This window comes from Ruminococcus bicirculans (ex Wegman et al. 2014) (assembly GCF_000723465.1).
Lineage (GTDB): Bacteria > Bacillota > Clostridia > Oscillospirales > Ruminococcaceae > Hominimerdicola > Hominimerdicola aceti.
This window is the reverse complement of record NZ_HF545617.1, coordinates 619,728-645,411: the sequence shown is the minus strand read 5'-3', so window position 1 is coordinate 645,411 and position 25,684 is coordinate 619,728. Positions and strand designations below refer to the sequence as shown.

Genomic DNA, 25,684 nt, shown 5'->3' with positions numbered 1-25,684 from the left:
GTCGAACTCAAACAACTCTGATATAATATAAGGTAGGTTTAAAAGCAAATTTATTCGTAAGCATTTGTGCTTTTGTGAATGTTGACCAAATTGCTTTGCCTAAGTATTTTTAAGGAGCTGTTTTGATGTTTGAATATAGACCTTTTGTAGACCAATTTCTCGATTACTGCCGTTACCATAAAAAGCTTAGCGAAAAAACTGTGCGTGCATACAAAATCGACCTTTCGCAGTATGCACTGTTTTCCGATACGCTTTCAAAACAAGCATTGTGGGATTATATCGAGTGCCTGAATAAAAAGTACAAGCCGAAAACCGTAAAGCGTAAGCTTGCTACGCTAAAAGCTTTTATCCATTTTCTCCTGTTGCAAGACTACATAGATTTTAACCCATTCGATAAGCTTGAAACTTCGATCAGAGAGCCTGTGCTGCTGCCCAAAACGATACCTCTCGACGTGATCGCTAAGATAATTTCCTTTTCTTATCAGCAGATAGGTTCAGCCCAAAGTGCCTACCAAATGAAATGTGCCGTCAGAAATGCCGCTGTAATTGAATTGCTTTTTGCTACAGGTGCAAGGATAGCTGAGATATGTACTCTTAAACCGGAAAATGTTGATCTTTTAGGACGATCCGTTAAGTTTTACGGCAAAGGTTCAAAAGAACGCCTTATACCCGTGGAAAATATGGCTGTTCTCAGCATACTTAAAAGGTACAGACTTCTTTTTGAAGATAATATCTCCGTGTCAGGGTACTTCTTCGTCAATAAGCTCGGCAGAAGAATGACAGAGCAATCGGTACGAAATATGCTGAGTTCATATTGCAATCAATGCGGTGTTGAAATGCACATAACGCCACATATGTTCCGTCACTCGTTTGCGACTCTGCTTTTGGAAGAGGACGTGGACATTCGTTACATACAAAGAATGTTGGGCCACAGCTCGATAACCACGACTCAGATCTACACGCACGTCACATCATCAAAGCAAAAGGAGATCTTAAAGACTAAGCACCCAAGAAACAAAATGGACTTTCAGTGATATGTTATAACTAATAATATTATATCATATAAGAATACATCGTGCTGTGAAATGTCAAAATTATTTGGTGAAATGTAACTTTGTGGTGCTTATTATCATAAGGAAGGTGTAAAATGTCGCAGCTTATCGTTACGAGCCGTTATCTGAAAAGCGGAAATCAGAAAAATAAAACAAAACGCAGAAATTATACAAAGTATATTGCTACCCGTGAAACTGTCGAGATACGAAGTCAAAAATTTGTTGACAGAAATGCCAATGCAACTAAAAATCAAGAGCAGCTTATTAACGACCTGATAAACGACTTTCCTGAATCCAAAAGATACCTTGAGTATGAGGACTATGAAAGAGAGCCGACCATTGAGAATGCCGGTGAATTGATAAGCACGATAGTAGAACGCAATGCAGACGTGGTTGGAAACCGACAGAATTTTGTCGGATATATGGCTATGCGTCCGGGCGTTGAAAAGAGAGGTTCGCACGGCTTGTTTAACGAAAAGAACGAGCCTATAATTCTGAATCAAGCGGCAAATGAGATAGCTGAACATAAAGGCAATGTTTGGTCACACGTTGTTTCACTTCGCCGTGAGGATGCTGTAAGGCTTGGCTTTGATAATTCAGACGCCTGGCGTGAGCTTGTGAAAAGGCATATTTCAGATATTGCCAAAGCACAGAATATCCCACTTTGCAATTTGAAGTGGTACGCCGCTTACCACGATACTACTCATCATCCTCATATCCATTTGCTTGTTTATTCAACAAATCCAAAGCAAGGCTTTCTGACAAAGGCTGGAATAGATAAAGTGCGTTCGGTATTTGCAAACGATATTTTTCATGATGATCTGCAAAGCATTTATCAGGAACAGACAGTAAGCCGTGATGAATTGAAAGCGGTTTCCAAAAACGAATTTGAAAGCATTGTAAATATGATCGCAAGTAATGATCATACAGATCCACAGCTTGAAGAACTTATCAGAAAACTATATATCCAATTACAGAATGTGAAAGGCAAAAAAGTTTACGGCTATCTTCCAATGGAGATAAAGGAAACCGTCAATAAAATATTTTCAGAGCTTGCAAAAGATGAAAATATACAACAGCTCTATGAGAAATGGTGCGGTCTTGAACGTTTGAAATACAAGACGTATACCCAAAAGGAAACAGAACTTCCAAAACTAGCAGATAACAAAGTTTTTCAGCCGGTGCGGAATATGATAATTCGTACAGTACTTAATATGAAACCATTTGATGCAAATACTGAAATTGAAGGATCTGAACCAAATGATGAATACTTTGATAACACACCTCAGAGTATGTCACCTCTGTTTGATGAAGCAGAACCGTTGGCAGAGACAGAAACAGATGAATCGGCTGCGGCAATAAAATACTATATCAAATGGAACGATCAATACAAAAAAGCCTGCAAGCTTATCTATGGCAAAGACGCTAAGCTCAATGATTTTAAGAAAGCTGAACAACTTTTGTTATCTGAATCACAGCGTGGAAATGTTTTGGCTGTTTACGATCTTGGAAAGCTTTATTCTACCGACAAGCTTGGCGAAAGGAACGAAGAAACGTCTATTGCAAAATACACACGGGCTTTGCAGGGATTTTTGCAAATAGAACCAAACTCAAAGAAAATAAAGCCATATATTCAGTATCGTATAGGTAAAATGTTTTGCTATGGTCTTGGTACGGAGCAGGACTATGAAAAAGCCTTTGAGTGGTTTGAAAGATCGGCAAAACAGAAAAACAAGTTTGCTCAATTTAGCCTTGCAAATCTGTATTACTATGGCAGCGGTGTGGAGAAAGATCTGTCACAGGCTTTTCTTTGGTATCAGAGATCATCCTCTCAGGGTCAGCCCTATGCGGCTTATTCTATTGCTCAAATGTACAGATATGGAGAGTATGTCACCAAAGATAACGATACAGCACAGAGATATTACAAACAAGCTTTGTCGGGATTTTTGAAAATCGAAAACGATGATATGGCGAACGACGATCTATTTTACAAATTAGGGCAAATGTTTAAGTTTGGACTTGGAACAGACTCAGACGTTACAAAAGCGATCGAATACTTCAGACGTTCAGCTGAAATGAATAACAAGAACGGCTTGTTTGAGTATGGCAAAGCACTTTTGATAGGTGAACACATTCCGCAAGATACAGATAGTGCATTAAAAATCCTTGAGAAAGCTGTCAAACTTAAAAACAGCAATGCAAAAAGATTCCTCGCCCTTGAATATATTTCAGGAGAGCATTTGGAACAGGACTTTGAAAAAGGAATAGCCTTGCTTACCGAGTGTGCGGACAGCGGAGATGTCATTGCTAGTTACAGACTAGGCAAAATTTATTTGCAGGGGGAGATAATGCCTCAAAATCTGGACAAAGCAGAAAAGTATTTGCTCTTGGCAGAAGATAGCGAGTATACGCAGTATGCACTTGCAAAGCTGTATTTGCAGGAAGAAAAGTATGATATACAAAAAGCTGTCAATTATTTTGAGAATTGTGCTGCCAAAAATCATTGGGCAAGTTATCAGCTTGGCAGGATCTATCTTTTCGGTGCAGCGGAACTTACAAAGGATAAGGAACAAGCTATCGAATGGTTTACAAAGTCCGCAAACGATGGCAACGAGTATGCACAGGCTATGCTGGACAACATATCGAAGTTTGAGAATGATCTGCTTGCAAATACGATTTTTAGTTTGTTTGTTAGTCTTAGTAGGTGTATTCAGGATAGTTATGACAACGATCATAAGGTCCTACAAAGCAGAGTTGACAGAAAACTGATGAGGGTTATTCGCAAAAAGAAAATGGAGTTGGGAGAGAAAGAAGAAAATCATATGGATATACAATAAAGAAAAACAGCTGATCTGTGCTTGTGAATGCATAGATCAGCTGTTTTTCTTTCGCAAAATCTGCACCTTTGCGAATAAGATTTTTTATAAGTCGTAATTTTTTAACCCAGAAGGAAGTCATATTTGTTTTTTTGTTAAAATTACGATTAATATTGAAAAAGTTAGAATTTTGTGCTAAAATATAATTAGGGGTGTTTTTATGAGAATCGCTATTTGTGATGATGAAAAATCTTACATAGAAAAGATAAAAAAAGATATAAAATCATTTCAAACGCACGAAAATGAATTTGAATTTTCAGAGTTTGAAAGTGGAGAAGAATTTATTGCAGAGTTTTCAAATGATAAATATGATCTGCTCATTCTTGATATTGAGATGAAAGATCTAAATGGTTTACAGACGGCAGAGTTTATAAGACAACTTGATAAAAATGTGATCCTTATTTTTATGACCGGTTATGACAAATTCGTTTATCAAGGCTATGAAGTTAAGGCGTTTAGATATATATTAAAAAATCAACCTGAACCTATTTATTTTAAACAGCTCAGCGATACAATCCAAGAGTATTATAGAAATAAAAAATACATAAAAGTCATTGACGATGGTATTGAAAAGGAACTTCTTACAGTCGATATTTTATATATAGAGGTTTATTCACATCAGATCGTCATCCATACCTTTAACAAAGAATATTATCAGAAAGGTAAATTATCAGATTATGAGAAAATGTTAGAAGAATGTTTATTTGTACGTTCCGATAAAAGCGTTCTGATAAACGTTACTAATATTGACTACATTAAAAAAAATCAAGTATTTATGAAGAACGGCAAAATCTTATATGTCAGCAGAAATCATCTTGAAAAAATCACAAGAGCTTTTTTGAAATTTAGCAGAAACAGGTGGGGATAATGTCCATTAGTGAAGTAATTATAGAAAGTCTGAATTGTCTTGCGGAGAGCATGGTTATAGTTTTCTATTTGTACAATATGATGAAAGAGGATTATAGATTCCGAAAAAAATCATTGGTCCCGGCAGTGATACTCTGTTTTATTTCACTTGATTCGGTAACTTTATTTCTTGAGTATCCATGGGTTCATTTGATTGCTACTTTTATATTGATGATGGCAATTTCAAGCATTATGTTTGAATGTAAATTCGGTACAAAAATATTTTGTTCATTAATATTTTTAATAGTAATACTTGCTTCAGAATCACTTCCCATGGGAATTTTATATATGCTTAATTTTGGAAGTCCTTTGGAGCAGTTAACTTCAGGAGCAGGAAGATATATCGGCATGTTTTGCTCTAAATTGTTTTGCTTTTGGTTTTCAGTTTACATAATAGAATATTCCAAAAACAAGCAGAAAGATATTCCAATCAAAAACTGGCTGTCGATTATACTAATACCTATTTTAAGCGTGTTTATTCTCAATGGTATTTTTGTATCATATGGTTTAAATCACAGACAGACGATAAATTATTTGATTACTGTGATTGGATTACTGGCGCTCAATCTGTTCGTATTTAACTTTTTTGATACATATGCAAACCAACTGAAAATGAAAGTCATGGAGCAAAGGCTAAAATCAGAAGAAGAAAATTATATGCTCATTGAAAACAAGTACAATGAGATAAGGCAGTTAAAGCATGATATAAATAATCAGATATCTGTAGCAAAATCCATGTTTAGTGATGGAAATCCAAAAGAAGCAATAAAGCATCTGGATAAGTTAGCAGACAGCTTATCAGACGCGGGCAGAATATGCTACACAGGTATTTCAGCCGTTGATGCTATTATCAATATGAAATGGCAGGAGGCGTTGAATAAAAACATACAATTTACAACTAAAATTAATGTGTTCGAATCAGTGCCCATAGATAATATGCTGCTTTGCCGGATACTTTCTAATCTTTTTGATAATGCAATTGAGGGAGCTGAACGATGTTCGTATGTCAATAAATATATCTACATTTCATTGATACAAATTGATAATAAACTTAGAATTTGCGTTATGAATTCATCAGATGAGGTTGATACACAAAACCTTAAGTCGAGTAAATCGGGAAACGGATTACACGGTATAGGTGTAAGCAGTATAAAAAAGGCAGTGACTCAGCTTAATGGGGTTACATCTTTCGAGTGGGAGAATGGTATATTTACTGCTGATATATTAATAGAGTATTAACGAAGGTGACATTTAATGTCATAAAAAGTACTTTGGCGCAAAAGCCTTGAAAAAGATAAATAGTATACGCTATACTGAAAACTGGGAACATCCAGTAAAAGTATAGCGTATTTTTTTATCTTGGAGAGTAATTGATCGATGAAGAAACTGAATCAGGAAACAAAACGAGGACTTATTATAACGTTAATTCTCAGTGCAATCTACGGCATAACGACATTAGTAACAGGACAAGCCTGCAGTATAACATATTGTCAGCCGAAAGAGCCTGAGAATTTGCATAAATTTTTTAAAAAGGAAAGGCGGTGAAAAATATGAAGGCAATTAAAAAGCTCATGTTGAAATATGGTTCATCATTGGCGGCACTTGCACTGATGATAGGCGTCAGTTCCAGTTCTCAGGCTTGCTGGTGGTGGTACAATCAGCCAAAAGAGCCTGAAGGTATGAAGAAATTTGTAAAAGAAGACTAATAAAAAAGCGGTAATGGAGCGCTTCGGCGCTCCGATACTGCGGAACGGAGGAGAAGTTATGCAAGGAAAAAACAACTTCAAACGAATACTTTCCGGCATAATGAGTGTAGCTATGGCAGCAACTCTTTTGCCGAGTTTGCCTGCAGTTGCAGAGGATGCAGCAGAAAAGTATCCCTATACAATGTTTGCCGCTTCTGATACAGAAGGAGCTATCACCATTAATGCTAATAATTTCTGTGTGAATGGAAATATAGCGACAAACGGCACAATTGTTTCAAGCGGAAATATGAATGTCAACGGTACGAAAACTGAGAATGCTGACGAAGAAATGATCTACATTCTCAAAAAACTGAACTACTCGTATTTCAGTGGCGATAACGTTGAAACATATGCTGACGATTACAGCTTTGAGGACCTGAACATCAACATTAATAATCCCATGGATGTTAACGGCACTCTAGAACTTACGGGAAATATTAATCTCAATTCAGGAATTAAAGCTGTTGAAGATGTTACCATCAATGGAGAGGTTAAGAATACGAACAATTCTGTTATTTGCTCCGAAACAGGAGATATCAATATCGAAACAAGCAACGTTAATTTCAGCGGCTTGATTTATGCTCCTTACGGAGATATCAACATCGATACAGATAACCTTAACCTCAACAATGTTATCATTATCGGACAAACTATCACCATCGACTGTCCTAGCATTAATGCTAATTACAGCAACAGTATGGCTGAACTTGTCGGAACAGAATCTGACATTGAGGTTGAGCTTTATGCTTTCGGAGAGTATAACAGCGATGCGAACAGCATAGATATGGAGTGGTACACCAATTACAAAAACAGCAGCTATGAGATATGGAGTTCAGATGATAATGTCAACTATACATCCGTAGCTGTCGTTTCGGATGCAACTACCTATCAGTACCCGATCACCGATGACTTTGAAACAAAATACTTCAAGGTTTCCCTTATCACCAATTACGGCGAGAGAATTGAATCAGTACCTTTTGTTGTAACAAAAACAGAAGATGGCTATTCTGTTGATTTTCTTGACAGCGACGGTGACGGGCTTCCGGACATTTATGAGAATATGATCGGTACAGATTTGAATAATCCCGATACTGATGGCGATGGACTGACCGATTATCAGGAAGTATACATAACAGGAACAGATCCTACAAAGTACGATTCAGTAACCGAGGGTGTTTCGGACGCTGATGCAGATTCTGACAGTGACGGATTGACCAATGCCCAGGAAATAGAGCTTGGAACTGATCCAAGAAATGATGATACGGACAATGACGGACTTTCAGATTACGATGAAATTAATATTTACGGAACTGATCCTCTCGTTCCGGACACAGACGGTGATGGCTTAAAAGATGGCGATGAGCCGTATATTGGACTTGACCCGACAAATCCTGAAACATTTGACGTTCCCGATGCGGAATATGTAAGCAATCAGACTATTGCCGAGAACAGCGAGGCTCTTAGGGAGATCAATACTGACGATAGTCCTTACAAAATGTCTATTGAAATTGAATCGACAGGTTATGTTGAGGGTAATTTAAAAGCAAAGGAAACAAGCTACTCAAAAGCAATAAGAAATGACGCCATTCTTGGCATTGCACCGGAGTTAACTTGTGGCAACTCTTGCAATATCAGCAAGGTTGTGTTAAAATTTAATATAGCTGATGAATCCGTAGACAATGAACTTAATCTATTCCCTGATGAGCCGGATTTACAAGGATTAAAACGTCTTACAATCTTCAAATACTTTGAAGATATGAATATGCTTCTGCCCATTGAAACAAAGTATGACCTTGAAAACAATACAATTTACACGGAGGTTGACGAACTTGGCACATACTGTATAATGGACATGGAGAAATGGCTTGCCAACCTTGGAATCGGCATTAACGAAGCTGAACCTATGTTGATGTCCTTTGAGGCTGAAGCGGTAGAAGATATAGCTGCTGAATTCAATGAAGAGTCTACACGTGTAGAATTTTCTGAAGAAACACTCGCTGAAATAAATGACGAGGAAGATACTCTTACTGAAGAAACTTTTGCTCCTGCAATGTTTGCTGCTGCTCAGACCAGAGGCGCTGTTACCGTTCAGACACCCGTTGATATTGCGTTCCTTATTCAGACTTCCGGTCAGCTTGAGGATACATTTAATTCACAATGCGAAATGATTGGTAATTTGATGGATTCCCTAATTGCTCAATACGGGAATGGTAATGTACGTTTCTGTCTTATTACTTATAATTTGAATGGAGCACAAGCTCTGAAATTTACATCTGACGGAAATATATGGTTTACCAACAGTGTGGCTGTTAAAATGGCTCTTAGCGCACAGCAATATGTGTACACTTCAGGTTATACTGATAGAGGTAATGCGTTTAAACTATTACAAAATAATGTTATTTTTAAAGAAACATCGGCAAAATTTATTTTTCAGGTAATGAATGGTTCTACGAATGTTGGTTCAATGTATTTTGATCAAATAAATACATGTGCGAAATTAGGCATAAATTATTCCGAGTTAATGCCGGCAGGTTACAGTTACATTGATCCTTCTTATGGACAGCAGGTAGATAATGCGATAAAGAGTACTGGCGGACTTAATCTAACATATGGTACAAATTCAGAGAGTAGTGTTTATAATCATATTGTGGGTAATGTTGCTCCACCTCATGTTGAATTTAAAGCCGTATTGCCAACAGGTTGGGAAACTATTAACCTAGTCAATGTGTTAGATCCTAATAATGGAGCAAAATCAGATAATGATGATTTAACCGACTGGGAAGAAGTTGACACTGAAAGTGGGCTTATTACATGGGATAACGATGGCAATATTCAGTTGCCTACCTTTGAACAGTGTTTGAATAAAGTTCATGATCAGGGTTTTTCTTATGTGTTGAATGAATACAGTGATTCGATTCCAAGTTATATGCATCGATATTTTTATGGCGTTGAGATTCTTCCAATTAAGTCAAATCCCTGTGAGGAGGATTCGGATGGGGATGGATTAAATGATGGTTACGATCCTAATTCACTTTCAGCAAATAATTATAGTTCACAGATGATTGCTCTTGACAATACTGAAACTGTTACAATTATTCAAAAATGCCTTGAGTATTTGGGATATCTTGATATGCAAAATCAGGCTTACGGTACTTTTGGTGGTTTGTCAATTGCTGCTACACAACTTTTCCAATTAAATCATCGTACATTTTCAGATGGTATTTCGTTTAAAAAAGATTCAAATGATTCATATTTTATTGATCTTAATACATATTATGCTATTTTATTAGAAGCAAAAAATAACGGATTCACAGATTTAGTTGAAGACATAGTATGGTTTAATGAAAATTACACTCCAAAGACAATGCCGTTGGAAGAATTTAATGCAAGTTTAAATCCTAATAATCCAGTGTTTATATCATCTGTTAAACGGAGTGATTTTGATAAGGATAATGTATATAACGATAAGGTGGATATTTATGTATATGATTATACGCCAATATTAAATGGAATTCTCAGATATGGAGCACAGGAATTTCACTTCCATTATTATTCGTGTAATCCTTCACCCGTAGAAAGTCTTAATTATCCTTGTCAAAAATATGATAACACATCCAATAAATGTGCTCGTTTAACAGGAGATTATTCCTGGATGATTAGTCAAGTGAAAAATAATGCTCCATATGATGTAAAAACAAGCGGAAGTTGGAATAATTTCATGAAAACTGTTAATGCGAATATTCGTTTTTCGACCAGTTCATTTCCATTTTTATATTCTGACATAATTATAAATGCTGAGATATTCGGAAACATTCTCTTCGGATATGCAGGACATGCTGGTGGCTTTACGAAAAAAGAATTAGAGAGTGGTGGTAGCTTATATTCATTCGTGACAACGGGAGAATTTGATAATACAGAGGATTCAACATACGTAAGATACGGATATGATCTTTACAATAATGTGATTAAAGATTATGATTACATTCATATTTCACAGTAAGATATATCCGGGGTAATTACTATGAAAAAAAATATATTATTGTGCTGATAGTATTAATTCCTGCTTTGTTTTTCATAATTAGTTTTATTTACAAGGAAAAAGTACATCAAGAGTATGTTAAAAACTGTTATAAGAATAACAAACAATATATGGAATCCATTGTTGATTATTTTGAAAAATATAAATATGATTCAATCCCTATGATTATATATTCACAAGATGACCATATAATCGAGAAGTGTTTAGGGAAAAATAGTGAATATATTGATTGTGGAGAAGAAACTTTTGATAAATATTTCACTTATATGCGGAATAAATACCAAAAAGACAGCCCTTATAATGTGTTTTCCTTTATTCGTGTAAACTATGATAATCAAGGAAATATGCTGATGTACTTTATAGTAAAAAACAGAAAAATTGAGAATGATAAGATACGAAATTATTACCTCGTGTATATTGATAATGAGTATAATGGACATGGTTCAGATTTAGCTATCGACAATTCCACAATCAAAAGCAAACCATTTTCAGGAAATTGGTATCTATGGTCTAAAGATGTTTTAAACGGATAATTTCAGTAATTTATTATTGCAATTAAAAAAAATAATTGCTTAATTATATTCAAAACCAAACAAGTTAAAATCGCCACTATATCTCATATCACAATAGGCACACTCTAACTGTTTAACAGGCTCTCAAAAAAACGATTTGGGAGCCTGCTTTTTAGAGTGATTGTATTTCCCTCATAATCATTGAGAACAGCTCTCTAAGGGCTTCTCCGCTTCTCTGACGGCTATAGTTAAGCAGAAGTCGGCTTGCAATGCCGTTGCGGATTTCATATACACAAAGGCAAATATTCCTTTTTAAGCGATGGATGGTTGATTTTTCGGAAACGATGTGGTATAAGTTTAATGAATTCGAAGAATATAATAGTTATACAACCCAAAATGGAAAATATACTATTTCATTAAGAAATTGCAGTGAAGCAGGTTTATCAGGTTCAATAAGATTAAATGTGTATTTGGTGCATAATGACAATGGATCAATCGAATATATTTGGAAAAAACGTCTTGATTATTACGATGATTTCACTCCATATATTAAATTTGCGGAACTCAATAATGAGGTAATTGTAAAATTTCATAAAAATATTTAACCAGCGAATTAGAAATCAAATAAATCAGAAAGAATCTATATATGAACAAATTATAAAAATAGATGAGCTTTAACGTCAAGAAATGTCATTTGACGTAAAACTATTGAAAAAAATAACTTAAACACGCTATACTAAAAGCGAGGTGATGAAAAATGATTTCAAAACTCGCAAAAGGTACGGCGTGTTTTTTTGTCGACAATAAAATAATAGAAGTGGAAGATTCTGAAGTTTATGCTTATGGAATAGAATTATTGTTATCTACAATCTTCAACTTAATTATAGCTATTATTATTGCTTTAATTTCCAATGAATTTATTCCTTGTGTTATTAATTTGACAGCGTTTGTAACTATAAGAATGTATGCCGGAGGATACCATGCTGATACGCATTGGGGATGTATGCTGACACTTGTGTGTGTACTTTCTGCTTTTATTTTAATAATAAAGACTTTTAGTACAGCTACGATAAGGTTTTTATCTCCGATTCTATGGGTTTTATCAGTATTAATTTTATATAAATTTGCACCGGTTGAACATCCAAACAAACCTATATCAGAGAAAAAGAAGATGAAGTTAAGAAAAAAATCTTTGATTTCATTTTTTATATGGACAATATTCTGCATTATTTTCTATTTTGTTAAAACAGAAGTATGCTTTTATGCAGTAACAGGAATATTTACATTAACTTGTGCAATGGTTGCAGAAAAAATAAAACTACTCATAAAATCATATTCATAACGTTGATTTTCAGTGCGGTCTACGGCATAACGGCAATAGTAACGGGACAAGCCTGCAGTATAACATATTGTCAGCCGAAAGAGCCTGAGAATTTGCATAAATTTTTTAAAAAGGAAAGGCGGTGAAAAATATGAAGGCAATTAAAAAGCTCATGTTGAAATATGGTTCATCATTGGCGGCACTTGCACTGATGATAGGCGTCAGTTCCAGTTCTCAGGCTTGCTGGTGGTGGTACAATCAGCCAAAAGAGCCTGAAGGTATGAAGAAATTTGTAAAAGAAGACTAATAAAAAAGCGGTAATGGAGCGCTTCGGCGCTCCGATACTGCGGAACGGAGGAGAAGTTATGCAAGGAAAAAACAACTTCAAACGAATACTTTCCGGCATAATGAGTGTAGCTATGGCAGCAACTCTTTTGCCGAGTTTGCCTGCAGTTGCAGAGGATGCAGCAGAAAAGTATCCCTATACAATGTTTGCCGCTTCTGATACAGAAGGAGCTATCACCATTAATGCTAATAATTTCTGTGTGAATGGAAATATAGCGACAAACGGCACAATTGTTTCAAGCGGAAATATGAATGTCAACGGTACGAAAACTGAGAATGCTGACGAAGAAATGATCTACATTCTCAAAAAACTGAACTACTCGTATTTCAGTGGCGATAACGTTGAAACATATGCTGACGATTACAGCTTTGAGGACCTGAACATCAACATTAATAATCCCATGGATGTTAACGGCACTCTAGAACTTACGGGAAATATTAATCTCAATTCAGGAATTAAAGCTGTTGAAGATGTTACCATCAATGGAGAGGTTAAGAATACGAACAATTCTGTTATTTGCTCCGAAACAGGAGATATCAATATCGAAACAAGCAACGTTAATTTCAGCGGCTTGATTTATGCTCCTTACGGAGATATCAACATCGATACAGATAACCTTAACCTCAACAATGTTATCATTATCGGACAAACTATCACCATCGACTGTCCTAGCATTAATGCTAATTACAGCAACAGTATGGCTGAACTTGTCGGAACAGAATCTGACATTGAGGTTGAGCTTTATGCTTTCGGAGAGTATAACAGCGATGCGAACAGCATAGATATGGAGTGGTACACCAATTACAAAAACAGCAGCTATGAGATATGGAGTTCAGATGATAATGTCAACTATACATCCGTAGCTGTCGTTTCGGATGCAACTACCTATCAGTACCCGATCACCGATGACTTTGAAACAAAATACTTCAAGGTTTCCCTTATCACCAATTACGGCGAGAGAATTGAATCAGTACCTTTTGTTGTAACAAAAACAGAAGATGGCTATTCTGTTGATTTTCTTGACAGCGACGGTGACGGGCTTCCGGACATTTATGAGAATATGATCGGTACAGATTTGAATAATCCCGATACTGATGGCGATGGACTGACCGATTATCAGGAAGTATACATAACAGGAACAGATCCTACAAAGTACGATTCAGTAACCGAGGGTGTTTCGGACGCTGATGCAGATTCTGACAGTGACGGATTGACCAATGCCCAGGAAATAGAGCTTGGAACTGATCCAAGAAATGATGATACGGACAATGACGGACTTTCAGATTACGATGAAATTAATATTTACGGAACTGATCCTCTCGTTCCGGACACAGACGGTGATGGCTTAAAAGATGGCGATGAGCCGTATATTGGACTTGACCCGACAAATCCTGAAACATTTGACGTTCCCGATGCGGAATATGTAAGCAATCAGACTATTGCCGAGAACAGCGAGGCTCTTAGGGAGATCAATACTGACGATAGTCCTTACAAAATGTCTATTGAAATTGAATCGACAGGTTATGTTGAGGGTAATTTAAAAGCAAAGGAAACAAGCTACTCAAAAGCAATAAGAAATGACGCCATTCTTGGCATTGCACCGGAGTTAACTTGTGGCAACTCTTGCAATATCAGCAAGGTTGTGTTAAAATTTAATATAGCTGATGAATCCGTAGACAATGAACTTAATCTATTCCCTGATGAGCCGGATTTACAAGGATTAAAACGTCTTACAATCTTCAAATACTTTGAAGATATGAATATGCTTCTGCCCATTGAAACAAAGTATGACCTTGAAAACAATACAATTTACACGGAGGTTGACGAACTTGGCACATACTGTATAATGGACATGGAGAAATGGCTTGCCAACCTTGGAATCGGCATTAACGAAGCTGAACCTATGTTGATGTCCTTTGAGGCTGAAGCGGTAGAAGATATAGCTGCTGAATTCAATGAAGAGTCTACACGTGTAGAATTTTCTGAAGAAACACTCGCTGAAATAAATGACGAGGAAGATACTCTTACTGAAGAAACTTTTGCTCCTGCAATGTTTGCTGCTGCTCAGACCAGAGGCGCTGTTACCGTTCAGACACCCGTTGATATTGCGTTCCTTATTCAGACTTCCGGTCAGCTTGAGGATACATTTAATTCACAATGCGAAATGATTGGTAATTTGATGGATTCCCTAATTGCTCAATACGGGAATGGTAATGTACGTTTCTGTCTTATTACTTATAATTTGAATGGAGCACAAGCTCTGAAATTTACATCTGACGGAAATATATGGTTTACCAACAGTGTGGCTGTTAAAATGGCTCTTAGCGCACAGCAATATGTGTACACTTCAGGTTATACTGATAGAGGTAATGCGTTTAAACTATTACAAAATAATGTTATTTTTAAAGAAACATCGGCAAAATTTATTTTTCAGGTAATGAATGGTTCTACGAATGTTGGTTCAATGTATTTTGATCAAATAAATACATGTGCGAAATTAGGCATAAATTATTCCGAGTTAATGCCGGCAGGTTACAGTTACATTGATCCTTCTTATGGACAGCAGGTAGATAATGCGATAAAGAGTACTGGCGGACTTAATCTAACATATGGTACAAATTCAGAGAGTAGTGTTTATAATCATATTGTGGGTAATGTTGCTCCACCTCATGTTGAATTTAAAGCCGTACTGCCAACAAATTGGGAAACGATAACCCTAAAAAATATTTTAGACCCTAATAACGGAGCAAACTCAGATAATGATGATTTAACAGACTGGCAAGAAGTTGATACTGAAAGTGGGCTTATTACATGGGATAACGATGGCAATATTCAGTTGCCAACTTTTAAGGATTGCTTAGAGAAAGCAAGCAATAAATTTTATGTTAGAAATGTTTTAGAGACATATTTAAAATATGCTCCAAGTACAATATGGAAAGTTTTTTTAAACGCTGAAATATTGCCGATTCATTCCAATCCTTGCGATGCAGATACAGATGGTGATGGTCTTTTAGATCACGAAGAAGTGATATATACAGGTTATACCGATCCATTAATACTATATGTATCATCACCATTTTCTAAGGATTCTGATGGAGATGATATTTATGATAAGTATGACTTAGAACCTTGGATTGTAAATGAATCATATGATAGAAATGCCGTATATGATTACATGAAGAAGTGGTCCGGAGATTATGACACAGTTGGTGAAAAGTACAATTATAGTGAGTATCCTAACTTTTCAGAATTAAGCGATAAAATGACTGATTGTACTAATTTTGCTTCTCAATGTTTATGTGCAGGTGGATTTAAAATGAATAATGATTGGTATTTTGGGAAAGCTGAAGGCTTAGCATCGCATATTCATGGATTATTTTCTCATACAGGAACATGGGATTATGGCTGGACTAAATCATGGTCTGTTGTAGTTGATAATTATAACTATTTTCGTTCTGAAGAATACGCGATGTATGAGGTATCTATAGGTAGAGATGAATCTATTGAGGAAGCTATATCCAAATATGATATACGTATGGGAGATTTGATTTACTTTTGTAAAGAAAAAGGACCAACACATACAGCAATAATATCCAGTGTGCAGAAAGATGAGATTCTTTATGCTGGTCATACCAAACCAAGATGGAACAAGAAACTATCAGAAACATTTGACGAAAATGAAGATTATACAAATGTCATCATTGTTTGCTTAAACGGTAGGGTTCCAGCATGAAGAGAAAAAACATAATTTGTGTAGCCTCTAGCATTTTTATTATAATCTTATTGGTATGTGTAATAATCAAATTAACTTGTATCGTTAATCTAGATGATGGTTCATCAACATCGATATCTGATGCTGAATATCTTGAAGTATCGGACTTAAGAAAATTATATATATTTATAGATGACGATGAAAAAAATCTTTTAGAAGAATTAGCAAAAAATATGATTTTGGATTCCTATTATAATAATGGATTTAATGATCAATATACAACCATTGTTTCTAATGATATTTTTAAAAGACTGAATCCAAATAATACAGGAAATAAGTTCGATTTTGAATTAATCAGCGTGGATGTGCAATGCCTATGTAGTGAAGATAAGGCTATTGTATTTTTTACTAAGGATTGTTCTATGCAATCGAGCAGCAATAGAATTGAATGTAAAATAGTTACAGACGGATCCATCCTTGATAGACTATACTTTGAAAAAATTAATGATGAGTGGAAAGTGGTATCTTTTTTACAATCGGCATGATTTTTGACTACCTAAAAATATCATATTAATATGCATAATCATGGGACTGCTGCAGCGTGTGCTCAACAGTCCCATTTTTCTCTCACTTGAAACTAAGAATATTACTGCGAATTTTCATTATTTAATTACAAAAAGAAAATATTAATAAATCAAGAACAAGCCTTACAGTTTACGTCGAATAAATTTATTTCGGGTAAAGAAGTTGAATATATTGTCTTAAAATGGTATGATACAATTGTTAGAGTGTAATAAAACAAAAAAGTGGTGATATATATGTTAAAAGAAATTATGGCACGAATTGCAGGAATAGTGGTAATAATTATTATTGCAATTATAGTAAATTTTGTATTAAAAAGAATTCCAAACGATTCAAACATCAAAAGATTTACGGAAATGGGGTAGAATAATAACCAATGTTGCTACAACAGTAATAACGATTTTAACATTTATATTTCCGTGGATATCTTCTCCGATATTTGATGAAGATACTGAAGAATATTATGACGAACCATCATATTCTGAGGTCGTAACAACATCAAGCACTACTAATAAGACTACCACCGCTTCAACAACGAAAACTACTACCACTACTACTAATAATACCACTACAACTGAACCCCCTACAGAAAAAAGCGGTAATACTTACATTGATGCTATATCGCTGACAATAGGTGAAACATATGAAAAAACTTTTACATATTCAGAGGATAATGATAATTGTGTTTGGTATATTATAAATATTTCCGAAGACGGTTTATTATCATTAACGTTAAATGCTTCTGCTGGAGTGTATTGCAATATTAATTTAATATGTATCAATGGAAATGATAGACTTAATTATGATTGCGGACAGGATCGCATACTAAATCTTAACACGCCTATCCAAGCGGGTGAATATTATATAAAAATATCCTATGAGCAATCAGGTACATATTCTTTAAATAGTCAATTTAGTACAAGCGGATATAGTAAAGATGAGGAAATAAATTCACCATATCAAAATGCTAAACTGATTGAATCCAATACTTTAAATGGCCATATAGGATATAAAAGTAACCAGCCTAACGAAACCGATACTGATGATTTTTATAAACTAATTTTGAATTCTTTTCAATTATATACCTTTAATCTTACTATGGATTCAGATTTAAAAGCAAAGATATTTGTCATTGCTTCTGATGGCGCAACAGAAATATATAGCGATTACGGCAAGAATAAAGAAATTAAGCTTATTTGTCCGCTACAATCAGGAACCTACTATATTCGTATAGAGTGTTTGGAAAACTATGGCGGCTATCAATTGCAGATGAATTCTGTTGAAATAAAAAATTTGGACAGTGAACCTAATAATACATATCAAAATTCAATTGAAACAAAAGCTGATGAAACAATTAATGGTTCTATAGGCTTTGTAAACGATAAAAAAGAATACGATCAATATGATTGGTATATGTTTAATATTAATGAAAGGAAGCATATCATAATAAACACAAATTCACCAGAGCCATTTCAATACGAAATAAGATTGATTGGTACAGATGGAGAGCAAACTCTATCTTATACTACCTGTCGTGGTGAAATAGAAACTATTGAGTACGATTTAGAACCTGGTAGGTACTATATAAGAATTTATTCTTCCAATTATGGGGAATATGAGTTTAGTTATAATTTAAATTATGATTTTAACGATGGCTAACTTATTGGAATAATATAACATGAGGAGTATAACAAAAGCTTTTAAAGCCGAAAGTTATACTCCTTTTTCTTAACAGACCTTTTTGTTTTAAAAGCAGAAAGGTCTTTTTTATGCCCATTTTTAATTATTGGCAATGTTTTATTGCCAAATACCCATAAGCCTTCGTTTTGATTCAGAACGAAAAATCAAAACGGAGGTAAAAATATGAGCTATAATCATGGCTTGGAGGAAAAGAAATTTAAAGAACAGTGGCAGAAAACCGCTGAGGAGTACAGAAAAGCAGGGATGACTGAGAAACAGATAGCGGAAATTTATGAGTTTGACCGTGAGGTTTTCAACTCCAATCGGCGTTACAGAGAAAAAACAGTTGGACTGTTTGATAATTCAAACAGCAGAACGCTGACGGTTTATGATGATTATTCGACAAACAATCGTTATGGCTGGATCGATGAGATTGAGGACATGGAAGTGTATTCGCAGATCATGTCCTTGCCGGAAATCTGGCGTGAAGCTTTTACAATGTACATATTTGACGGGTACACTCAAAATGAAATTTCGTCAATTTTACTAAGAAATCAGTCGAATATATCCCGCGTAATTGATAAAATTGCTGAAATTTTAAGAAGTCAATTTTCAAACGCATAAAAAGGGTGTTCTCATCGGCTACAAGGTGAAAGGGAAAAAGGAGCGATCCAAATCCCTGAGAATCTTGACAACAGAATAACAGCATCGGGAAAACGTTAATCCTGCGGCCGGTATAAAATCTCGGCAGCCGCATGAACCATACGCCACGACCTCAGTTGAGCGAGCGATCAATATGACGTTCAGACCTTTGGACAGCAACCAAAGCAGGCGATGAAACGCAGGAGGATAATGATACTTCCGCCCAGCCACAGACTCAAGCAATGGGGGCGGCTCTATGAGAACCATAGTGGAGTGAGAGGCTCATGAGATGAATAAGCTGTTCATCGTTCCCGATGTTCCGCCGTGACGGGTATCTAGGATAAATATCACGGAAATTCGTCTGAAACTTACGAATCAGACGAAGGCAAAACGAATTAATAAGGCGGTTTGCATTCTTTTGCAGACCGCCTGTTACATATAAAAATAAAAGGTCAGGAGGCTGATATATGAAAGATAACGATATTCCTGAGAAATCAGATTTTTATAAATTTGGAGTAAACATTCCTGTACCAACAGTCAGGTTATCAAACAAACACCCATGTTATGGTTGTGTGTGGTATGACAAGAATGCTGATGTTCTTTTCTGCCCGTTTCATAACTGCGTTAGGAACAAAAAAGGCTTTGAAGTTCCGCAAAAGGTGGCGAAATGAAATGCTGATCAAACGAGGAGATATTTTTTACGCAGATTTAGATCCCGTAGTCGGTTCTGAGCAAGGCGGTGTTCGTCCCGTGCTGGTGGTTCAGAACAATATCGGAAACAGGCATAGTCCCACGCTTGTGGTTCTGCCGCTGTCAACAGTTAAGAAAAACAAGCTTCCTACGCATATCTGCATAAGAAATTCAAAAATACTGCCTAAAGATTCGGTCATTCTTGCCGAGCAGATTAGGACAATAGACCGCAGCAGACTTCGGAGCTATATAGGCTCATTGGACAGCGGGATAATAAATAAAATCGATGAGGCAATGAAAATAAGTATAGGAGTGGATTTTGATGACTAAATTCGGACAAGCAGAATACGGCGATTTTATGGCAAGAATGTTTGCCGATAAGCTTGATGAAATTCTTGAAACTACCGAAAAACAGAATTTCAACCGCAGAAACACAGAAGATATTTACAAAGAATTTGTATCGTCAAAAGATGCAGCTTAAGGAGGTATTAAGATGTTAGGATTTTTTATTGGCTTGTTTGTCGGAGCTTTTATCGGCATGACCGCAATGTGTCTTTGCACAGCGGCAGGGCAAGCAGACAAACATGAAAACTGCACAGATTCGGACAAAGAAATTCATTGAGTTTGATGATACCATTCCTAAAAAATTTGTGGTATCCTTGTTGGTTGAAAGGAGTGTGAGGAAATGCCGACAGTAACGGTAATACAGCCGACAATCACAGAAGAACAAAATACGAAGATCCGTTGTGCCGCATATTGCAGAGTAAGTTCAGACAGCGAAGATCAGCTTAATTCCTTTATGGCTCAGACAAGATACTACAGTCAGTTTTTTGAGAACTCCGAAACGGAAGAACTGATCGATCTGTACGCCGACGAGGGTATAACAGGTACCCGTGAGGACAAGCGTGACGAGTTTCAGAGAATGATAAAAGATTGCCGCAAAGGGAGGATAGACAGGATATACACCAAGTCTATCAGCCGATTTGCCCGAAACACTAAAGATTGTCTGAAAAACGTTCGTGAACTGAAATCTCTTGGTATTACGGTGTTTTTCGAGAAAGAGAATATCGATACAGCTAATATGACCGATGAAATGATGATAACAATAATGGGCGGTCTGGCTCAGGAGGAATCGACTTCGATTTCGCAGAATATGCGGTGGAGCATAAAAAAGCGAATGGAAAACGGCACAATGAAAATGTGCAACTCGGTGTTTGGATATGAACTTGTCAACGGTGAATTGATCTTAAATCAGGATGAAGCCCGGATAGTCAGAAAAATATTTGATTGGTATCTGAACGGATACGGAAGTGAAAAAATCGCTCAGATGTTAAATGAAATGGGAATTGGAAAAAGAGGTAGATCATGCCACTGGACAGGACCTACCGTGAGAGTTATGCTTAAAAATGAAAAATACATCGGAGATCAGCTGTTTCAGAAACGGTTTACAACAACCGTTTTGCCTCGTAAAAATTTGCCGAACAGAGGAGAATTACCTCAGTATTATTACACCGGATGTCATGAAGCCGTCATTTCAAAAGATGTATTTGACAGAGTGCAGGAATTAATACGTCTTCGGGGTGAAAATAAGCGGAATGAAAGCCGCGGTAATATACTGTCCAAGAAAATCAAATGCGGTGAATGCGGAACTACTTTCCGTATGAAAAATTGCAGAGGAAAAATATATTGGGTTTGCAGACTTCATACCGATGAAATAGAAAAGTGCTCGGTAAAACCAATAAATCAAGATAATATCCACTCTGCTTTTATCAGATTATGCAATAAACTTTGGTACAATTACAAACAAATCCTTGTACCTTTTCAAACAGCGCTGCATGATCTGAAACTCCGAAAACTCAGCAGTAAAACTCAGGTAATGGACATTCACAAGCAAACCGCCAAGCTTCGTGAACAGACACACGTCCTTGCAAGACTGAAAACCAAAGGGTTTCTGGACGAGGTAAAATACATTGAGCAGACTACGGAGCTTACAGCAAAAATCAATAAGCTGCAGGCCGAACTGAAAAAGCTTACCCGTTCCGATGACGAGGACGAAACAATTGACCAAATAGAAATGCTGATAGACTTTTTTGAAAAACAAAGTAATCCAATAACAGAATTTGACGAGTCGACGTTTGAGGGCATAGTTGAAAAGATCGTTGTGATAAATCAGCATGAGCTGGAATTTCACTTAATCGGCGGTTTAAAATTTAATGAGAAGATAAAATAGACAATTTCTACATCATAAATTTATTGCCTTTGGATATAGCTATTTCAAAGGCTTTATGGTATTGTTGTTTTCGGAGGTGAAATTAATATGCTCAAAAACAGAGTAATCCCATTCGGCTACTGCATGAAAAACGGCGAAATAACCACCGAGCCTAAAGAGGTTTACGCAGTTGCAACAATTTTCAGCGAATATCTTAATGGCAAAAGTCTTTTGCAGATTGCAAAGCTTATGGAGTCCGAAAAAATCCGATACAACAGTGATTCCGATCATTGGAACAAAAACATGGTCAAGCGGATCATAGAAAATGAAAAGTATCTGGGAACTGACAAATATCCGCAGTTGATCGATGAGGATATCTTCAGACAAGCAAATGAAAAGCGAGTGAGAAAAGCAAATTCACTTTGCACAATTTCAGAAGACCTATCGGAAATCCGAAAGGTTACATACTGCGCCGAATGCGGAGAAAAGGTTTTCAGAAAAACCAACGGCAAGGGTCGTGAATACTGGAATTGTGAAAACCCCGACTGCTTTAAATTTGAATATCGCATGACAGATCAGATGATAATGGGAGCAGTGATCACTGTTCTGAACTCTGCTGCTGCAAACCCAAGTTTAATTGAATGCGGCGGAGAGGTCAGCACATATTCCCCGACATCAGACATAGTCAGTCAGCAGAATGAGATAAATCGGATGACCGATGTATCTCAGATCAATTTTGAAAGAATAAAATCTGAGATCTTCAAGCTTGCCGAAATGAAATACGACTGCTGTACCTACAGCGACAGTCCGCAAAAAACAGAGAAAATCAAGGCTGTTCTTAAAGACCACGAGCAATTAAATACATTAGATATTGGCTTATTCAAAGCGTGTATTTCACGAATCTGGATAAGCCATTTTTGTACCATAGAGGTTGAATTTATCAACGGAGTACACATCAAAAATATCACAGAAAGGAATGACAAAAATGTCCACAGCTCCGAATGTAACGGTAATCCCTGCGAAAGTGCAGACAACGGAAAACCGTGATAAATATCACCAATTAAGAGTTGCCGCATACTGCCGTGTCAGCACAGAACAAGAGGAACAGCAGAATTCATATCAGGTACAGATCGCCTATTACACCGATTTGATCAACCGAAAAAAGGAATGGACGCTTGCCGGAGTTTTTGCCGACGAAGGGATCAGCGGAACTCAGACAAAGAAAAGGACAGAGTTTAACCGAATGATAAGAATGTGCAAAAACAAAAAGATCGACCTTGTGATAACGAAATCAATTTCAAGATTTGCCCGAAATACGGTGGATTGCCTTGAATATGTTCGACAGCTTAAAGACTTGGGTATTGGCGTGATTTTTGAAAAGGAAAACATAAACACGCTGACAATGACAAGCGAGTTTATGATTGCTTTGTACGGTTCATTCGCACAGGCTGAAAGTGAATCCATAAGCAAAAATGTTTCATGGGGAAAGGAAAAAGCCTACCGTGAGGGCAAGGTGTCCTTTCAGTATAAATATCTGCTGGGTTACAAAAAAGGTGCAGACGGCAAGCCGGAGATAGTTCCCAATGAGGCTGAAACTGTACGGTTGATCTTCAGTCTTTATCTTGACGGATATACCTTACATAACATCGCTCAGACCTTAATGAATCAAAAAAGAATTACCGCAACTGGTAAAAGTGAGTGGTCTAAGGGTGAAATTCAGAGAATTCTGAAAAATGAGAAGTATGTGGGAGATGCACTTTTGCAAAAAACTTTCACGGTCGATTGCATTACACACAAAGTTGTGAAAAATAACGGAGAGCGCCCGATGTATCTTATTACAGATCATCATACTCCCATAATCGATCGTGATACCTTTAACCGAGTACAGCAGGAAATTGCAAGGCGAAGTTCAAAAAGAAAAATATCCGATCATACCAAAACAGAGCAAGGAAAATACAGTGGAAAATATGCATTGTCCGAATTGTTGATATGCGGAAATTGCGGAACTCCGTACAGGCGCAGAATATGGACAAAAAACGGGAAAAAGCAAGTGGTCTGGCGGTGTATCAGCCGTCTGGAACACGGTAAAAAATACTGCCCCGATTCGCCTACGATCAAGGAAGAAAACCTGCACCGTGGAATTATTCGTTCGATAAATAACTACTATTCCTGCCGTGACGATATTGTTCGGATATTAAAAGCTAATATCGGATCGGTGTTGGAGTGCCAGGGGCAGGAGGAAATACTTTCGATTGAAAAGCGACTGAAAGAGATCGACCAAGCAAGAACGGATCTGGTCGGACTGATAGTTTCCGGCGGCTGTGACGAGGACAAGCTTGACAGTGAGTTTGCAAAGCTTTATGCCGAGGAACAAGAGTTAAGCGAACGATTGGAAATGCTCAAATCGCAGAATAAAACTTCTGCCGAAACTCAGCAAAAGCTTGATAAGATCACGGACATGATAGAGCATGAAAAATTCGAGTTGGAAACCTTTGATAATGTGTTGATCAGAAAGCTCATCGAATGTGTAAAAGTCTTAAGTAAAACCGAAATACTGGTGATCTTCAAGGGCGGGTATGAAGTCAGAACGGAAATTGAATAATGTGAAAACAGCTTGCGGAGAAATCTGCAGGCTGTTTTTTTCGGAAACGAGGTGAAAATTAAATGGCGAAAAATTTTGAGGGAATAAAAAACCAACGTTACGGAGTTGAAATTGAATGCACCGGCTTAACAAGATCGTCAGCGGCAAAGGCGGTGGCAAAGGTTTTGGGCGGTTCGCCGGAGCATTACGGCGGCAGTTATGACAGATATGATGTTAAAGACAGTAAAAACAGAACATGGAAGATCATGTCCGACGCAAGTATACGATGTACAACGAAGAACGGCTCTTCGGCTTCAAAGCTGTATTCTGTGGAGCTTGTAACTCCGATTCTGGAATACGAGGATATGCCGACGCTTCAGGAGGTCGTTCGTTCTATTCGCCGAAGCGGAGGCATTTGCAACGAGTCCACAGGAATTCATATTCACATTGATTTTTCTCCGTATGACGCGCAAAAGCTTAGAAATCTTGTAAATATTTTTGCAAGCAAGGAGGATATTGTTGCTCGCCACGCAAAATCCGAAAAACGCAAAAATGCGGAATAACTCGGAATTAGCATAGAAAACCCACGAAAGTGGCGCAAATGCGGCGGTTTGAATATGCAAAAAGTTGACGTGCTTTGCGGATAAGAAAATTGAATGTCAAAAAAATAAGGTCTTAAAATGCAATTTTAAAAGCATTTTAAGACCTTTAAATTTTACCTTTTTAGAACGTTTTAGAACTGTTTTCAAATTTTAAAATTGTCACAAAACAGCGTATTTACGCATTTTAAA

General features: G+C 36.6%; 22 protein-coding genes. All 22 read left to right on the top strand.

The window, feature by feature from the left end; translation table 11 throughout:
* The first annotated feature begins 125 nt into the window (after positions 1-125).
* The 22 genes from RBI_RS13405 (at position 126) to RBI_RS13320 (ending at position 25,456) form a co-directional block, all read left to right on the top strand.
* Positions 126-1,034: a tyrosine-type recombinase/integrase gene (locus RBI_RS13405; RefSeq protein ID WP_041337560.1), complete on the top strand. Its 909-nt coding sequence runs from the start codon at positions 126-128 to the stop codon at positions 1,032-1,034.
* 113 nt (positions 1,035-1,147) lie between these two features.
* Positions 1,148-3,889 (top strand): MobP3 family relaxase, encoded by a 2,742-nt coding sequence (gene mobP3, locus RBI_RS13400; protein WP_051706971.1) that lies wholly within the window; start codon positions 1,148-1,150, stop codon positions 3,887-3,889.
* A 199-nt stretch (positions 3,890-4,088) separates the two neighbouring features.
* Positions 4,089-4,796 carry a LytR/AlgR family response regulator transcription factor gene (locus RBI_RS13395; RefSeq protein ID WP_041337559.1) on the top strand — a complete coding sequence of 236 codons (708 nt, stop codon included), beginning with the start codon at positions 4,089-4,091 and terminating at the stop codon, positions 4,794-4,796.
* The gene (locus tag RBI_RS13390; RefSeq protein ID WP_041337558.1) at positions 4,796-6,073 is read left to right on the top strand and encodes a sensor histidine kinase; all 1,278 of its coding nucleotides are present in this window, start codon (positions 4,796-4,798) and stop codon (positions 6,071-6,073) included. Before RBI_RS13395 ends, RBI_RS13390 begins: the two co-directional genes overlap by 1 nt.
* 311 nt (positions 6,074-6,384) lie before the next feature.
* Complete coding sequence (locus RBI_RS14685; protein ID WP_081856071.1) at positions 6,385-6,540, top strand: cyclic lactone autoinducer peptide; 156 nt, start codon at positions 6,385-6,387, stop codon at positions 6,538-6,540.
* Between the two features lie 58 nt (positions 6,541-6,598).
* Entirely contained in the window at positions 6,599-10,579 is a 3,981-nt protein-coding gene (locus RBI_RS14355; protein ID WP_051706969.1) for a polymorphic toxin type 44 domain-containing protein, read from the top strand.
* 41 nt (positions 10,580-10,620) lie between these two features.
* A complete protein-coding gene (locus RBI_RS13380) occupies positions 10,621-11,151 on the top strand; it encodes a hypothetical protein (RefSeq protein WP_041337557.1) in 531 nt (176 codons plus the stop codon).
* A gap of 736 nt (positions 11,152-11,887) precedes the next feature.
* A complete protein-coding gene (locus RBI_RS13370) occupies positions 11,888-12,472 on the top strand; it encodes an accessory gene regulator ArgB-like protein (protein WP_041337555.1) in 585 nt (194 codons plus the stop codon).
* A 130-nt stretch (positions 12,473-12,602) separates the two neighbouring features.
* On the top strand, positions 12,603-12,758 hold the full coding sequence (locus RBI_RS14680; RefSeq protein ID WP_081856071.1) for a cyclic lactone autoinducer peptide: 156 nt from the start codon (positions 12,603-12,605) through the stop codon (positions 12,756-12,758).
* A 58-nt stretch (positions 12,759-12,816) separates the two neighbouring features.
* The gene (locus tag RBI_RS14350) at positions 12,817-16,530 is read left to right on the top strand and encodes an amidase domain-containing protein (RefSeq protein ID WP_051706968.1); all 3,714 of its coding nucleotides are present in this window, start codon (positions 12,817-12,819) and stop codon (positions 16,528-16,530) included.
* Complete coding sequence (locus RBI_RS13360; RefSeq protein WP_022126883.1) at positions 16,527-17,054, top strand: hypothetical protein; 528 nt, start codon at positions 16,527-16,529, stop codon at positions 17,052-17,054. Before RBI_RS14350 ends, RBI_RS13360 begins: the two co-directional genes overlap by 4 nt.
* Before the next feature lie 273 nt (positions 17,055-17,327).
* On the top strand, positions 17,328-17,456 hold the full coding sequence (locus tag RBI_RS15470) for a hypothetical protein (RefSeq protein WP_272481058.1): 129 nt from the start codon (positions 17,328-17,330) through the stop codon (positions 17,454-17,456).
* A gap of 385 nt (positions 17,457-17,841) precedes the next feature.
* Complete coding sequence (locus RBI_RS13355) at positions 17,842-18,750, top strand: hypothetical protein (RefSeq protein WP_041337554.1); 909 nt, start codon at positions 17,842-17,844, stop codon at positions 18,748-18,750.
* A gap of 204 nt (positions 18,751-18,954) precedes the next feature.
* Positions 18,955-19,395: a DNA-directed RNA polymerase sigma-70 factor gene (locus RBI_RS13350; RefSeq protein ID WP_022126884.1), complete on the top strand. Its 441-nt coding sequence runs from the start codon at positions 18,955-18,957 to the stop codon at positions 19,393-19,395.
* Positions 19,396-19,880: 485 nt separating this feature from the next.
* The gene (locus RBI_RS13345) at positions 19,881-20,084 is read left to right on the top strand and encodes a hypothetical protein (protein WP_022126885.1); all 204 of its coding nucleotides are present in this window, start codon (positions 19,881-19,883) and stop codon (positions 20,082-20,084) included.
* Position 20,085: 1 nt separating this feature from the next.
* Positions 20,086-20,433 carry a type II toxin-antitoxin system PemK/MazF family toxin gene (locus RBI_RS13340; protein WP_041337553.1) on the top strand — a complete coding sequence of 116 codons (348 nt, stop codon included), beginning with the start codon at positions 20,086-20,088 and terminating at the stop codon, positions 20,431-20,433.
* Positions 20,426-20,584 (top strand): hypothetical protein, encoded by a 159-nt coding sequence (locus RBI_RS14990; RefSeq protein ID WP_022126887.1) that lies wholly within the window; start codon positions 20,426-20,428, stop codon positions 20,582-20,584. Before RBI_RS13340 ends, RBI_RS14990 begins: the two co-directional genes overlap by 8 nt.
* A 12-nt stretch (positions 20,585-20,596) precedes the next feature.
* The gene (locus RBI_RS14675) at positions 20,597-20,725 is read left to right on the top strand and encodes a DUF3789 domain-containing protein (protein WP_022126888.1); all 129 of its coding nucleotides are present in this window, start codon (positions 20,597-20,599) and stop codon (positions 20,723-20,725) included.
* 63 nt (positions 20,726-20,788) lie between these two features.
* Positions 20,789-22,333, top strand: a complete 1,545-nt coding sequence (locus tag RBI_RS13335; protein WP_022126889.1) for a recombinase family protein — start codon at positions 20,789-20,791, stop codon at positions 22,331-22,333.
* Between the two features lie 87 nt (positions 22,334-22,420).
* Positions 22,421-23,359, top strand: coding sequence for a recombinase family protein (locus RBI_RS13330; RefSeq protein WP_022126890.1), 939 nt, complete (start codon positions 22,421-22,423; stop codon positions 23,357-23,359).
* Entirely contained in the window at positions 23,298-24,914 is a 1,617-nt protein-coding gene (locus tag RBI_RS13325) for a recombinase family protein (RefSeq protein WP_022126891.1), read from the top strand. Before RBI_RS13330 ends, RBI_RS13325 begins: the two co-directional genes overlap by 62 nt.
* Positions 24,915-24,976: 62 nt before the next feature.
* Entirely contained in the window at positions 24,977-25,456 is a 480-nt protein-coding gene (locus RBI_RS13320; protein ID WP_051706965.1) for an amidoligase family protein, read from the top strand.
* Positions 25,457-25,684 lie beyond the last annotated feature (228 nt).